The sequence below is a fragment of the Halomonas sp. ANAO-440 genome, assembly GCF_019915905.1.
GTDB lineage: Bacteria > Pseudomonadota > Gammaproteobacteria > Pseudomonadales > Halomonadaceae > Halomonas > Halomonas chromatireducens.
In genome coordinates, this window is record NZ_JAHXBV010000008.1 from 49,598 (window position 1) to 62,273 (window position 12,676).

The 12,676-nt window shown below is 64.2% G+C and carries 10 protein-coding genes and 3 tRNA genes; 3 read left to right on the plus strand and 10 right to left on the minus strand.

The window, feature by feature from the left end; translation table 11 throughout:
• Nucleotides 1-27 precede the first annotated feature (27 nt).
• Nucleotides 28-282, minus strand: coding sequence for an OadG family protein (locus KZO25_RS07320; RefSeq protein ID WP_066450788.1), 255 nt, complete (start codon nt 280-282; stop codon nt 28-30).
• A 149-nt stretch (nt 283-431) separates the two neighbouring features.
• Here KZO25_RS07320 and KZO25_RS07325 point away from each other — a divergent pair, with 149 nt between their 5' ends.
• Complete coding sequence (locus KZO25_RS07325) at nt 432-1,442, plus strand: tRNA dihydrouridine synthase (protein WP_262488894.1); 1,011 nt, start codon at nt 432-434, stop codon at nt 1,440-1,442.
• A 168-nt stretch (nt 1,443-1,610) separates the two neighbouring features.
• On the opposite strand, the gene KZO25_RS07330 is transcribed toward KZO25_RS07325, so the two are convergent.
• From KZO25_RS07330 to KZO25_RS07370, 9 genes are all read right to left on the minus strand, one after another.
• Nucleotides 1,611-1,687 (minus strand) — tRNA-Arg (locus KZO25_RS07330).
• 238 nt (nt 1,688-1,925) lie between these two features.
• Nucleotides 1,926-2,002: transfer RNA gene (locus tag KZO25_RS07335), tRNA-Arg, on the minus strand.
• Between the two features lie 59 nt (nt 2,003-2,061).
• Nucleotides 2,062-2,154: transfer RNA gene (locus KZO25_RS07340), tRNA-Ser, on the minus strand.
• A 104-nt stretch (nt 2,155-2,258) separates the two neighbouring features.
• Complete coding sequence (csrA, locus tag KZO25_RS07345; protein WP_066450796.1) at nt 2,259-2,456, minus strand: carbon storage regulator CsrA; 198 nt, start codon at nt 2,454-2,456, stop codon at nt 2,259-2,261.
• Between the two features lie 210 nt (nt 2,457-2,666).
• The gene (locus KZO25_RS07350) at nt 2,667-3,917 is read right to left on the minus strand and encodes an aspartate kinase (protein WP_066450799.1); all 1,251 of its coding nucleotides are present in this window, start codon (nt 3,915-3,917) and stop codon (nt 2,667-2,669) included.
• A gap of 79 nt (nt 3,918-3,996) precedes the next feature.
• The gene (gene alaS / locus KZO25_RS07355; protein ID WP_223136460.1) at nt 3,997-6,606 is read right to left on the minus strand and encodes an alanine--tRNA ligase; all 2,610 of its coding nucleotides are present in this window, start codon (nt 6,604-6,606) and stop codon (nt 3,997-3,999) included.
• A 178-nt stretch (nt 6,607-6,784) separates the two neighbouring features.
• Entirely contained in the window at nt 6,785-7,255 is a 471-nt protein-coding gene (locus KZO25_RS07360; protein WP_066445044.1) for a regulatory protein RecX, read from the minus strand.
• Nucleotides 7,256-7,258: 3 nt separating this feature from the next.
• Nucleotides 7,259-8,320 carry a recombinase RecA gene (gene recA, locus KZO25_RS07365; protein ID WP_066445047.1) on the minus strand — a complete coding sequence of 354 codons (1,062 nt, stop codon included), beginning with the start codon at nt 8,318-8,320 and terminating at the stop codon, nt 7,259-7,261.
• A gap of 175 nt (nt 8,321-8,495) precedes the next feature.
• Complete coding sequence (locus tag KZO25_RS07370) at nt 8,496-9,023, minus strand: CinA family protein (protein WP_223136461.1); 528 nt, start codon at nt 9,021-9,023, stop codon at nt 8,496-8,498.
• A gap of 155 nt (nt 9,024-9,178) precedes the next feature.
• Between KZO25_RS07370 and mutS the strand changes: the two genes are divergently transcribed.
• The gene (gene mutS, locus KZO25_RS07375; RefSeq protein WP_223136462.1) at nt 9,179-11,755 is read left to right on the plus strand and encodes a DNA mismatch repair protein MutS; all 2,577 of its coding nucleotides are present in this window, start codon (nt 9,179-9,181) and stop codon (nt 11,753-11,755) included.
• Nucleotides 11,756-11,914: 159 nt separating this feature from the next.
• Nucleotides 11,915-12,238: a ferredoxin FdxA gene (gene fdxA, locus KZO25_RS07380; RefSeq protein ID WP_043514074.1), complete on the plus strand. Its 324-nt coding sequence runs from the start codon at nt 11,915-11,917 to the stop codon at nt 12,236-12,238.
• Nucleotides 12,239-12,676 lie beyond the last annotated feature (438 nt).

Genomic DNA, 12,676 nt, shown 5'->3' on the forward strand with positions numbered 1-12,676 from the left:
CTCGCCGCACTCTCAGCCAGTAGCGAGTCAGCGGCGATGGCGGTAACGATGGACGGCGGTGCTGATGACAGCCATGAGTTCGGCATCATCGGTCCTGTCAGCGGTGGGCGCCACGCCTTTCCCGGCGGCGGGCTGCACGGCAGGCGGTGTGGGGGCCAGGCGGCGAATGACCAGCGACATCAAGCTTGTGGTCAGCACGAGCACGGTAAGAAAAACAAAAACAAATCCCATGCCGACGCCCATCAAGGCCAGACCGTCATGTAACAGCTGCAGATCCTGCATTCGCCTTCTCCCGTAACCTGACCACGAACAGCCGCCATCAGGTCGTATAGCGTAGAAATCCGGTCGTCTAAACTGCCACACTCAGGACAGATTGCAAGCGCCCCATGGTGGAAGCCAGCGTTGTTAATTTACTACAAGGAGGCCGTGAGATGGGCCGTATCGGGCTCGCCCCCATGGAAGGAGTGATCGACTCCGTCACCCGCGACCTGCTAACGCGACTGCCCGGCTTCGACTGGACGGTCACCGAATTCGTGCGCGTTGTCGATGCCCGCCTGCCGCCACGGGTCTACCACAAGATCTGCCCCGAGCTCGCCCGACTCCCGGCCCGCACCCCTTCTGGTGTACCGGTGCATCTGCAGCTGCTGGGCAGCGATCCCAGCGCCTTGGCTGCCAATGCCCGGCAGGCCCTGCAGCTGGGCGTGCGCAGCATCGATCTCAATTTCGGCTGCCCGGCCAAGCTGGTCAATCGCCATGATGGCGGCGCCTCGCTGCTGCGCGATCCCCGCCGGGTCTACGCGGCGGTAGCTGCCGTACATGACACGGTTGGCCACGCCATACCGGTAACAGCCAAGATCCGTCTCGGCTTTTCCAACCGCCGCCTCGCCCTGGCCTGCGCCGGGGCAGCCGAAGACGGCGGCGCGTCACAGCTCGTGGTGCATGCCCGCACCCGCGACGAAGGCTATCGGCCACCGGCCCACTGGGAATGGATCGGACATATACGCCGACACCTGAGCATACCCGTGGTCGCCAATGGCGATATCTGGAGCCTGGAAGACTACTGGAAAGCGAGAACGTTATCTGGCTGCCAGGATGTCATGCTGGGTCGTGGCGCCCTTGCGGACCCCTGGCTGGCACCCCGCATTCGTCATTGGCTATGCACCGGCGAACGCCTCCTCGATACCAGTTGGCAGGCCCGTGCAGCGATGCTTGTCGCCTATGCTGCAACGCAGCGCGAAAAACTGCAAGCTCGGGTAGTGGTATCACTGGTCAAGCAGTGGCTGAACCAGATGCGCTACCGGGATGCCATGGCGGCTCAGCGCTTCGAGCAACTCAAGCGCATTACCGACCTCGATACTCTGCTCGCCGGGCTTGCGGCGACCCCGGCGCAAGGACCGCTCTCGAACCCGCTTGAGTCCGGGCTCGTCTCTCTTGAGTCGTGAGTGTAAGCCGAACCATAAAAAAGGGGTGGACGTCGACAGGCAACGTCACCCCAAACGATCGCAGCCGGCGCAATCATCCCTGAACAGGCCGATGCCACTAGCAGAAGCGGGCTGGCTCAATGGCCACAAACAGAAGACCCGCCCTCACATGGAGGGCGGGTCTGAATCTGGCGCGCCCGGGAGGATTCGAACCTCCGACCCCCTGATTCGTAGTCAGGTACTCTATCCAGCTGAGCTACGGGCGCGAACGGTATAACCGTGACTTGCCTTGATACTTGAAACGTTACACGTAGTACCGTGCTGTTACATTCATGCCGCTTTGCACGATATTACTTGGCACTATTCAATAAGTGCTACGTCTCTTATCGCTAAACCACTTATCGTTAAACCAATTAGGGCTATGAACACCAGCTCCAGGGCCATGAACACTAGCTCTACGCGAAGGACTCGATGATGATGTCGCCATCATGCGCTCTGGCAACATGGCGCGCCCGGGAGGATTCGAACCTCCGACCCCCTGATTCGTAGTCAGGTACTCTATCCAGCTGAGCTACGGGCGCGTTGCTTTCTCCAACGCTTCTTGCTCGATCTACCACTTATACCTTGGCACGTGCCGCGATGGCGGAGAGGGAGGGATTCGAACCCTCGATGGGGCTATAAACCCCATACTCCCTTAGCAGGGGAGCGCCTTCAGCCACTCGGCCACCTCTCCCTCACGACACGGCGCATACTCTATCGCCTCTGCGCCGCTTTGTCTAGCGTATTCAGGGATTTGTTTCTTCCGGGCTGAATCGCCAGCGTCTCGTTATGGCTCTCTCAAGATGCTGCGCCGCCACCCCCTTCGTCAGACTTCTCGCGCTGTATGCGCTGATAGATCTCCTCACGGTGTACAGCAACATCCTTGGGTGCATTGACACCGATACGGACCTGATTGCCCTTGACGCCAAGGACTGTCACGGTGATGTCATCACCGATCATCAGGGTTTCGCCGACACGGCGGGTCAGGATGAGCATGACTGATCTCCTTCTCAGACGACTAGCAACGGGATACGCGACGATCCAATCGACGCCATTAAACTAAACATATTATGTGGCATGACACCACTATGCACCACCGACGCGCACCATGACACCATGGATGCGTTGAAGGGAAGTCGATTTGTTGTGGTGTCATCGACCTCCCTCCAGCGTAGAAGATACAGGTTAAGCTCGATGCTTTCTGAGCTATTCGCTCTCAATATCGCTTTTGTCCAGGCCGAAGGCCTTGTGCAGCGCCTTGACCGCAAGCTCCATGTGCTTCTCGTCGATAACCACCGAAATCTTGATTTCGGAGGTTGAAACCATGCGGATATTGACGTTCTCGTCGGCCAGCACGCGGAACATCTTGGAAGCTACACCGGCGTGGGAGCGCATCCCGACCCCCACCAGCGACACCTTGGCGATGTTGTCGTCGCCCTTCACCTCGCCCTCGCCCAGGTCAGGCAGCACCTGCTCCTGGAGGATCTTCATCGTCTGCTTGTAGTCGCCCTTGGCCACGGTGAAGGTGAAGTCGGTGTAGTCGCCTGCCGGCGCCACGTTCTGCACGATCATGTCGACTTCGATGTTGGCATCGGCGATCGGGCCCAGAATCCGTGACGCCACGCCGGGCACATCGGGGGTATTGAGCAGGGTGAGCTTGGCCTCGTTGGCGGTGAAGGCGATACCGGAGATAAGCGGTTCTTCCATGGAGTCCTCGTCTTGGTCGGAGTCAGCAACGATCAGGGTACCGGGGCCATCCTGGAAACTGGACAGCACGCGCAGCGGCACATTGTATTTACCGGCGAATTCAACGGCGCGGATCTGCAACACCTTGGAGCCGAGGCTCGCCAGCTCGAGCATCTCCTCGACGGTAATGGTGTCCAGGCGCTGGGCCTTGGAGCATACGCGGGGGTCGGTGGTGTAGACGCCATCCACGTCGGTGTAGATCTGGCACTCGTCGGCCTTGAGTGCCGCCGCCAGGGCCACACCGGTGGTATCGGAACCGCCGCGGCCGAGCGTGGTGATGTTGCCTTCCTCGTCGACGCCCTGGAAGCCGGCGACGACCACCACCTTGTTGTCGTCCAGGTCCTCACGCATCTCGTCAGTCTCGATGCGCTGGATGCGTGCCTTGGTGTGAGAGCTGTCGGTGAGAATGCCCACCTGGGAGCCGGTATAGGAGGTCGCAGGCACGCCCAGCTTGTGCAGCGCCATGGCCAGCAGCGAAATGGTGACCTGCTCGCCGGTGGAGACGAGCATGTCCATCTCCCGGGGCGTCGGCTCGTCGTTGATTTCGTTGGCCAGGCCGATCAGGCGGTTGGTCTCGCCACTCATGGCGGACAGGACGACGACAATCTGGTGGCCCTGGTCGCGGAAGCCCTTGACCTTCTCGGCCACGGCCTTGATGCGCTCCACGGAGCCCACCGAGGTGCCGCCGAATTTCTGAACGTATAGTGCCATATGCGGTTTTCCCTCGTTCTTCGAGTGTAAGCGCTCGTATGCGTGAAAGGGCCGGGCTCGCTGTTGCCGGCCCGGGATATTACTGCAGACGCTGCTCAAGCCAGGCCGACACGCTCTGCAGGGCTCCAGGCAGGGCTGCGACGTCGCTCCCCCCTGCCTGGGCCATATCGGCCCGCCCGCCGCCCTTGCCGCCTACCTGGGAGGCGACATGGTTGACCAGCTCTCCGGCCTTGACGCGGGAGGTCAGGTCGTCCGTGACGCCGGCGATCAGGCTCACCTTGCCGGCCTCCCTGTCGGCCACGCCCAGCACCACGACGCCGGAACCCAGCTTCTGCTTGAGCTGATCGAGCACGCCGCGCAGTTCCTTGCCGGAAACCCCCTCCAGCTGGGTGGCAAGCACCTTGATGCCGCCGATCTCGCGGGCCTCGCTCAGCATGTCGCTGCCGGCGGCGCTGGCCAGCTTGGCCTTGAGCCGCTCGAGCTCCTTTTCCAGCGCACGGTTGCGCTCGACCAGCGATTCGACCCGCTCCTCCACCTGCTCAGGCCTGGCCTTGAGCCGCTCGCCGATGCGATTGACCCTGGCCTCCTGCTCGCGGAACCAGGCGAGTGCCCCCTCGCCGGTGATCGCCTCGATGCGGCGCACGCCGCTGGCGATACCCTGTTCGCTGACGATATGGAAGCAGCCGATATCGCCGCTGCGCGCCACGTGGGTGCCGCCGCAGAGCTCGATGGAGAAGTCGTCGGCGCCAATGGTCAGCACGCGCACGCTGTCGGCATACTTGGCCTCGAACAGCGCTGCCGCGCCCCGTTCCTTGGCCTGGTCGAGGGTCATCTGCTCGATTCGGGTGGACGCGTTGGCCAGGATCTGTTCGTTGACCAGTCGCTCCACTTCCGCCAGCTGCTCCGGCGTCATCGGCTCGAAGTGGCTGAAGTCGAAGCGCAGCCGTTCCGGCGTGACCAACGAGCCCTTCTGCTGGACGTGATCGCCCAACACCAGGCGCAGCGCCTTGTGCATCAGGTGGGTGGCGGAGTGGTTGCGAATGGTGGCGCCACGCAGCCTGGCGTCGACCTGGGGATGGACCTCGGCACCAACCGCCAGGCTGCCTTCGAGTAAAACGCCATGGTGGACGTGGTGTCCGCCCTGCTTCTGAGTATCGGTGACCAGGAAGCGGCCGCCCTCGACGTGGAGATAGCCGGTATCCCCCACCTGCCCGCCCGACTCGCCGTAGAACGGCGTGCGATCGAGCACCACCAGGCCACGCTGCTCTGGCTCGAGGCTGGCCAGGGCGTTGCCTTCACGGTCCACGATGGCGGTGACGTTGGCGCGGTCCTCGAGCCGGTCGTAGCCGGTGAATTGGGTTTCACCCTCGAGCTCCAGGGCGGCACCGTAGTCGGCGCCGAACTGGCTGGCTGCCCGGGCCCGCTCGCGCTGGGCCTCGAGCTCCCGTTCGAAGCCCTCAGCGTCGAGGGTCACGCCCCGCTCGCGGCAGACATCTGCCGTCAGGTCGTAGGGGAAGCCGAAGGTATCGTAGAGCTTGAATACTGTCTCGCCGGGCAACAAGTCGCCTTCCAGGTCCTCCAGCGCCTCCTCCAGCAGGCTCATGCCATGCTCCAAGGTACGGGCGAACTGTTCCTCCTCCTTGAGCAGGACACGCTCGATCTGATGGCGCGCCTCGCGCAGCTCCGGGTAGGCATCGCCCATCTCGGCGTCCAGCGCCCCGACCAGCTTGTGGAAGAAGTCGCCCTTGGCGCCCAGCTTGTTGCCGTGACGTACGGCCCGGCGAATGATCCGTCTCAGCACATAGCCGCGTCCCTCGTTGGAGGGCAGCACACCATCAGCAATGAGAAAGGCGCAGGAGCGGATATGGTCGGCGATCACGCGCAGCGAAGGCGTGGTGGTGTCTGCATGGCCGGTATGGCGGGCCGCCGACCCGAGCAGGTTCTGGAACAGGTCGATCTCGTAGTTGGAATGCACGCCCTGCATCACCGCAGCGATGCGCTCCAGGCCCATGCCGGTATCGATGGAGGGCTTGGGCAGCGGGTTCAGGTTGCCCGCCGCATCGCGGTCGAACTGCATGAACACCAGGTTCCAGATCTCGATGTAGCGATCGCCGTCCTCCTCCGGGCTACCGGGAGGTCCGCCCCACACCTCTGGGCCGTGATCATAGAAGATCTCCGAGCTGGGACCGCAGGGCCCCGTATCGCCCATCTGCCAGAAGTTGTCCTCGTCGAGCTTGGAAAAGCGCGCCGGGTCGATGCCCATCTCCTCCTTCCAGATCTGCTCGGCTTCATCATCGCTGACATGGACCGTGACCCACAGCTTCTCCTTGGGCAGCCCCAGCGTCTCGGTCAAGAAGGTCCAGGCGAAGCGGATCGCATCGCGCTTGAAGTAGTCGCCGAAGCTGAAGTTGCCCAGCATCTCGAAGAAGGTGTGGTGGCGCGCGGTGTAGCCGACGTTGTCGAGATCGTTGTGCTTGCCGCCGGCGCGCACGCAGCGCTGGGAAGATGCGGCCCGCACATAGGGACGCGGGTCGCGCCCCAGGAAGACATCCTTGAATGGCACCATGCCGGCATTGGTGAACAGCAGGGTCGGGTCTGTGCCCGGCACCAGGGAGCTCGACGGCACGACGGTATGTCCGTGCTCCTCGAAGTAACTCAGAAAGGCCTGTCTGATGTCTGCGCTTTTCATGGAATATCCGTGGCGATGAGCATGATGACCCGACGGGCGGGAAAGCGGGTGCGGCCGTCGAAAAAAGGCCGCTGCAGGGGCGCCGTGGCGCGCCGAAGCGCCACCCGGGGCGTTCGCAAAGGGGGGTATTATAGCGTAGTTGTCAAGCGACTGAAGAGTGCGAGCCGAAGCGGCCGTTTCAATGGCAGTTCCAGGCATGGGAAAGGGCGTGACGCAGATGCTCGAAATCGAACCCTCGGCTGGCCAGGAAGCGCTCCCGCCGCGCGCGCTCGCGGGGCGAGTCGCCGGGACCGTCGAAGCGCCGGGCCAGAGAATCACAGGCCAGCGCAAACCAGTCGGTCTCCGCCTCGGCAAAAGCGGCCTCCAGGGTGGCGCGGTCGATACCGCGCCGGGAAAGCTCGCCACGAATCTTCAGCGGGCCCTGGCCCCGGGCCACCCGCGAGCGCAGAAAGCTCTCGGCAAAACGGCTATCCGACTGCAGTCCCTGCTCGGCCAGGGCGTCCAGGCAGTCCCCAATGGCGGCCGAGTCGTGGCCCTTCGCGACCAGCCGCTCCGCCAGCTCGGCGCGAGAATACTCGCGCCGAGCCAGCAGGCGAATGGCATCCTCCCTGGGGGAGGTCTCGCGATCGCTCGCCGGCTGGCCCAGCATGGCTTAGAGCAGGCTGCCTTCGTCGGCGTCATCGGCCAGCTCGGCGGTGGCCTCCTTCTCCCGGGGCTCTACCGTCGCCAGCAGCTGGCCACGGATCTGGCTTTCGATTTCCTCCATCACCGCCGGGTTGTCCTCGAGGAACTGGGCGGCATTGGCCTTGCCCTGGCCGATCTTGTTGCCCTTGTAGCTGTACCAGGCGCCGGCCTTGTCGACCAGGTTGCACTGCACGCCCAGGTCGACCACCTCGCCGGCATGGTAGATGCCCTTGCCGTAGAGGATCTGGAACTCGGCCTGGCGGAACGGCGGCGCCACCTTGTTCTTGACCACCTTGACCCGGGTCTCGTTGCCGGTCACCTCGTCGCCCGACTTGACCGAGCCGGTACGGCGAATGTCCAGGCGCACGCTGGCGTAGAACTTGAGTGCGTTGCCGCCGGTGGTGGTTTCCGGCGAGCCGAACATCACGCCGATCTTCATGCGGATCTGGTTGATGAAGATCACCATGCAGTTGGCGTTCTTGATGTTGCCGGTGATCTTGCGCAGCGCCTGGGACATCAGGCGCGCCTGCAGGCCGACGTGGGAGTCGCCCATCTCGCCCTCGATCTCGGCCCGCGGGGTCAGGGCGGCCACGGAATCGATGACGATCACGTCGACGCCGCCGGAGCGCACCAGCATGTCGCATATCTCCAGCGCCTGCTCACCGGTATCGGGCTGCGAGACCAGCAGGTCGTCGAGGTTGACGCCGAGCTTCTCGGCATAGCTGGGGTCGAGCGCGTGCTCGGCATCGATGAAGGCGCAGGTCTTGCCCTGCTTCTGGGCCTGGGCGATCACCGAGAGGGTCAGGGTGGTCTTGCCCGAGGACTCCGGCCCGAAGATCTCGACGACCCGCCCCAGCGGCAGACCACCGATGCCCAGGGCGATATCCAGGCCCAGGGAGCCAGTCGACACCGAGGGCATGATCACCCGGGGCGTATCGCCCAGCCGCATCACGGTGCCCTTGCCGAACTGGCGCTCGATCTGGGAAAGGGCGGCATTCAATGCCTTCGAACGGTTGTCTTCCTGTGCCATGTGGCGCTCCTCGTAGAACTCGTCGGCAGAAATTCGGTTGCTGGGCTTACGGCGCAAGGTGCCGTTCGCTTGCCAAACAATCGGAATGGCGGACGAAACCGATAAGGGGTCGCCCGGACACTGTATGGTTGGACAGTAGTATGGCGAAAAAATCGCCCCACGCCAAGCGTGGCGCCTACGTGTCCTTGGCGTGATTGGCCTCGATATGACGGATCAGGCCGACGATGGCATCGCGCACCGCGCGCTCGCGTACCGCCCGGCGGTCCCCGGGGTAGTGCAACTGCTCGGCCTGCTGCCCCTCGGCATTGCCCCAGGCCAGCCACACGGTGCCCACCGGCTTGTCCGGCGAACCACCTCCCGGGCCGGCCACGCCGCTGATCGCCACGCCAAGCCTCGCGCCGCTCTCGCGGCAGGCACCAGCGACCATGGCCTCGACCACCTCGCGGCTCACCGCACCATGCTCGAGGATGGTCGCCTCCGGCACCCCTAACAGGCGAGTCTTGGCGGCGTTGGAGTAGGTCACGTAGCCGGTCTCGAAGTAGTCGGAGCTGCCGGCAACGGCGGTAATGGCGCTGGCAACGCCCCCGCCGGTGCAGGACTCGGCAGCGGTAACGCTCAAGCCATGTTCCCGGCAGCGGCGTCCCAGGCGCTCGGCAAGGGTGATCAGGTCGAGATTGGCCAGGCTGGCCGCACGATGAGCCATGGTATCGCTCCTTCAAGAGTGGTGGCCGGCCCCTGACGCCGGCCGCGCGCAGGGATAGACTTTTGCGTACAATAGCGCCTTTGTCTGCGATATGCAGGCCGTGGCACCATCGCCGCGTCAGAGATCCGGAACCGACCGCTCAGCACAGGACCACCATGTCACAGGCCAGCGCCCAGCATACGCCCATGATGACCCAATATCTCAGGATCAAGCGCGAGCATCCGGAGGTGCTGCTCTTCTACCGAATGGGCGATTTCTACGAGCTGTTCTTCGACGACGCCAAGCGCGCCGCGGCGCTGCTGGACATAACCCTGACCCAGCGCGGCCAGTCAGCGGGCAAGCCGATTCCCATGGCCGGGGTGCCCTACCATAGCGCCGAAGGCTACCTCGCCCGCCTGGTCAAGGCCGGCGAGTCGGTGGCCATCTGCGAGCAGTTCGGCGACTCGGCCACCAGCAAGGGTCCGGTCGAGCGCAAGGTGGTGCGAATCGTCACCCCCGGGACCCTCTACGACGAGGCGCTGCTCGATGCCCGCCGCGACAACCTGCTGGTGGCCGTACATCCGCTGGGTATCTGCTGGGGGCTGGCCTGGCTGGAACTCTCCAGCGGCCGCTTCAGCGTGCTCGAAGTGGAAGGCGAGAGCGAGATGCTGGCCGAGCTCCAGCGCCTCGACCCCGCCGAACTGCTGGTGCCGGAGAGCCTGACCCTGCCACCGGCCCTGGACGGGCGCCGCGGCCTGCGCCGCCAGAGCGACTGGCTGTTCGACCACGACGGTGCCACCCGCACCCTGTGCGACCAGTTCCAGTGCCAGGACCTGCGCGGCTTCGGCTGCGCCCATCTCGAGGCCGCCATCACCGCCGCCGGCGTGCTGATCGAATACGCCCGTGACACCCAGCGCTCGCGCCTGCCCCATGTCACCGCGCTGGGCGTGGAGAGCCGGGACGATGCCGTGGTGATCGATGCCGCCAGCCGGCGCAACCTGGAGATCGATACCAACCTCGGTGGCACAGCCGACAACACCCTGGCCAGCGTACTCGATACTTCCGCCACCGCCATGGGTTCGCGACTGCTCAAGCGCTGGCTCAACCGTCCGCTCCGCGACCGCGCCCTGGTCCAGAATCGCCAGGCGGCGGTCGCCCTGCTGCTCGACCAGGAGGCCTTCGTCACGCTGCGCGAGCTGCTCAAGGCCATCGGCGACGTGGAGCGCATCCTGGCCCGGGTGGCACTCTACAGCGCCCGGCCCCGGGATCTCGCCCGGCTGCGTGACGCCCTGCTCGCGCTCCCGGCACTGCAGCAGGAGCTCAGTGCCTTCAGCGATGGCACCGCGCTGGACGATCTTCAGCACCATATCCGCCCCTATCCCGAACTGGCCGACACCCTGAGCCGCGGCTTGATGGACAACCCGCCGGTGGTGATCCGTGATGGCGGCGTGATCCGCGACGGGTACGACGCCGAACTCGACGAGTACCGCGGCCTGGCCGAACACGCCGGCGACTACCTGATCAAGCTGGAACTCCGGGAGCGCGAGCGCACCGGCCTGCCCGGCCTCAAGGTGGGCTACAACCGGGTACACGGCTACTATATCGAGATCCCCCGCGCCCAGGCCCAGGACGCCCCGGTCGACTATGTCCGCCGCCAGACGCTGAAGAATGCCGAGCGCTTCATCATTCCCGAGCTCAAGGAGTTCGAGGACAAGGCGCTGTCGGCCAAGTCCCGCGCCCTGGCCCGGGAGAAGCTGCTCTACGAGAGCCTGCTCGATGCGCTCAATGCCGAGTTGGGCGCGCTGCAGGCCACCGGCCAGGCACTGGCGTCGCTGGATGTGCTGGCCACCTTTGCCGAGCGCGCCCAGGCGCTCGGCTTCGAGCGCCCACAGCTGCTCGACACCCCCGGCATCGAGATCCGCGGCGGCCGGCACCCGGTCGTGGAGCAGGTCAGCGACACCCCCTTCGTGCCCAACGACCTGATCATGGACGACAGCCGCAGGATGCTGGTCATCACCGGCCCCAACATGGGCGGCAAGTCCACCTACATGCGCCAGGCGGCCCTGATCACCCTGCTGGCCCATACCGGCAGCTTCATCCCCGCCGATGCGGCCCGCGTCGGCCCCGTGGACCGCATCTTCACCCGCATCGGCTCCAGCGACGATCTCGCCGGGGGGCGCTCGACCTTCATGGTGGAGATGACCGAGACCGCCAGCATCCTGCACAATGCCACCGAGCAGAGCCTGGTGCTGATGGACGAAATCGGGCGGGGCACCAGCACCTTCGACGGCCTGTCGCTGGCCTGGGCCAGCGCCGAGCACCTGACCCGGAGCCGGGCCTTCACGCTATTCGCCACCCACTACTTCGAGATGACCGCCCTGGCCGAGCAGGCCGAAGGGGTGGCCAATGTCCACCTCACCGCCGCCGAGCACAGGGACGGCATCGTCTTCATGCACCGGGTGGAAGACGGACCCGCCAGCCAGAGCTACGGCCTCCAGGTGGCCCAACTGGCCGGTGTCCCCCAGGGAGTGATCGCCCGGGCTCGGGAGAAGCTGGCGCAGCTGGAGCAGCAGGAGGTCGACCAGGGCAGCCGCCTGCCACTGCGCAGCAACGGCGAGCCGGCCCCGCTGCAGACCGACCTGTTCGCCACGGCACCGCACCCGCTGCTCGAGGCGCTGGCGGGGCTGGACCCCGATGCGCTGACCCCGCGGCAGGCGCTGGAGCTACTCTATGAATGGCGCGAACGCGTCTAGCCGGCTTGCCCCCGCGGTGGCGCATGACTAGAATGAAGCGTTTCTCCGAAAGCAGATTATATAAACGGATTTTTTTATAACTATCAGGCCTATCAGCCTGATGCTCAATCATCACCAGACCGGGCACCGCACACCCCGGCCCCGAGGAGGGAGACAGGCATGACATTTGTCGTCACCGAGAACTGCATCAAGTGCAAGTACACCGACTGTGTCGAAGTCTGCCCGGTGGACTGTTTCTATGAAGGTCCTAACTTCCTGGTCATCCACCCGGACGAATGCATTGACTGCGCCCTGTGCGAACCGGAGTGCCCGGCGGAGGCCATCTTCGCCGAGGACGAGTTGCCGGAGGGGCAGGAGGAGTTCATCGCCATCAACGCCGAGCTCTCAGAGGTCTGGCCCAACATTGCCGAGAAGAAAGACCCGCCCGCCGATGCCGAAGAGTGGGATGGCAAGCCGGGTAAGTTGCAGCATCTGGAACGCTGATTCGAGTGCATCGAGCGAACAAGAAAACGCCGGACGTCGATAACGTCCGGCGTTTTGCCTTCATGCGTCATACATATTCAAGTATCATGCACAGCTGAAAGGCGACCCTCAGGCCGCCCGGCTCCCAGCTCATCCTTGGACGGATCCCTCCGTCCGAATTCCTTTTGGTAACGTCCCTGCCCGGTAGCCACATCCTGTCGCACCTGGCGCACCATCTTTAACGCATCCCGTTTTGCATCCTGCCGGAGAGCCATCCCGCTCTCCCTTGTCCCACGTGCATTGTGGCATTTCCCCAGAACAGCGCAACTCCCTCCCACGACTGATCCTAACTTTACTTTTGCTTACTCACAAGGAAAATACAAAGTAAAAACAGACACATAAAAAAAGACCGGCACAAAAATCGCCGGCCTTCCTGCATAAAACTAAGCTTAGATCGTC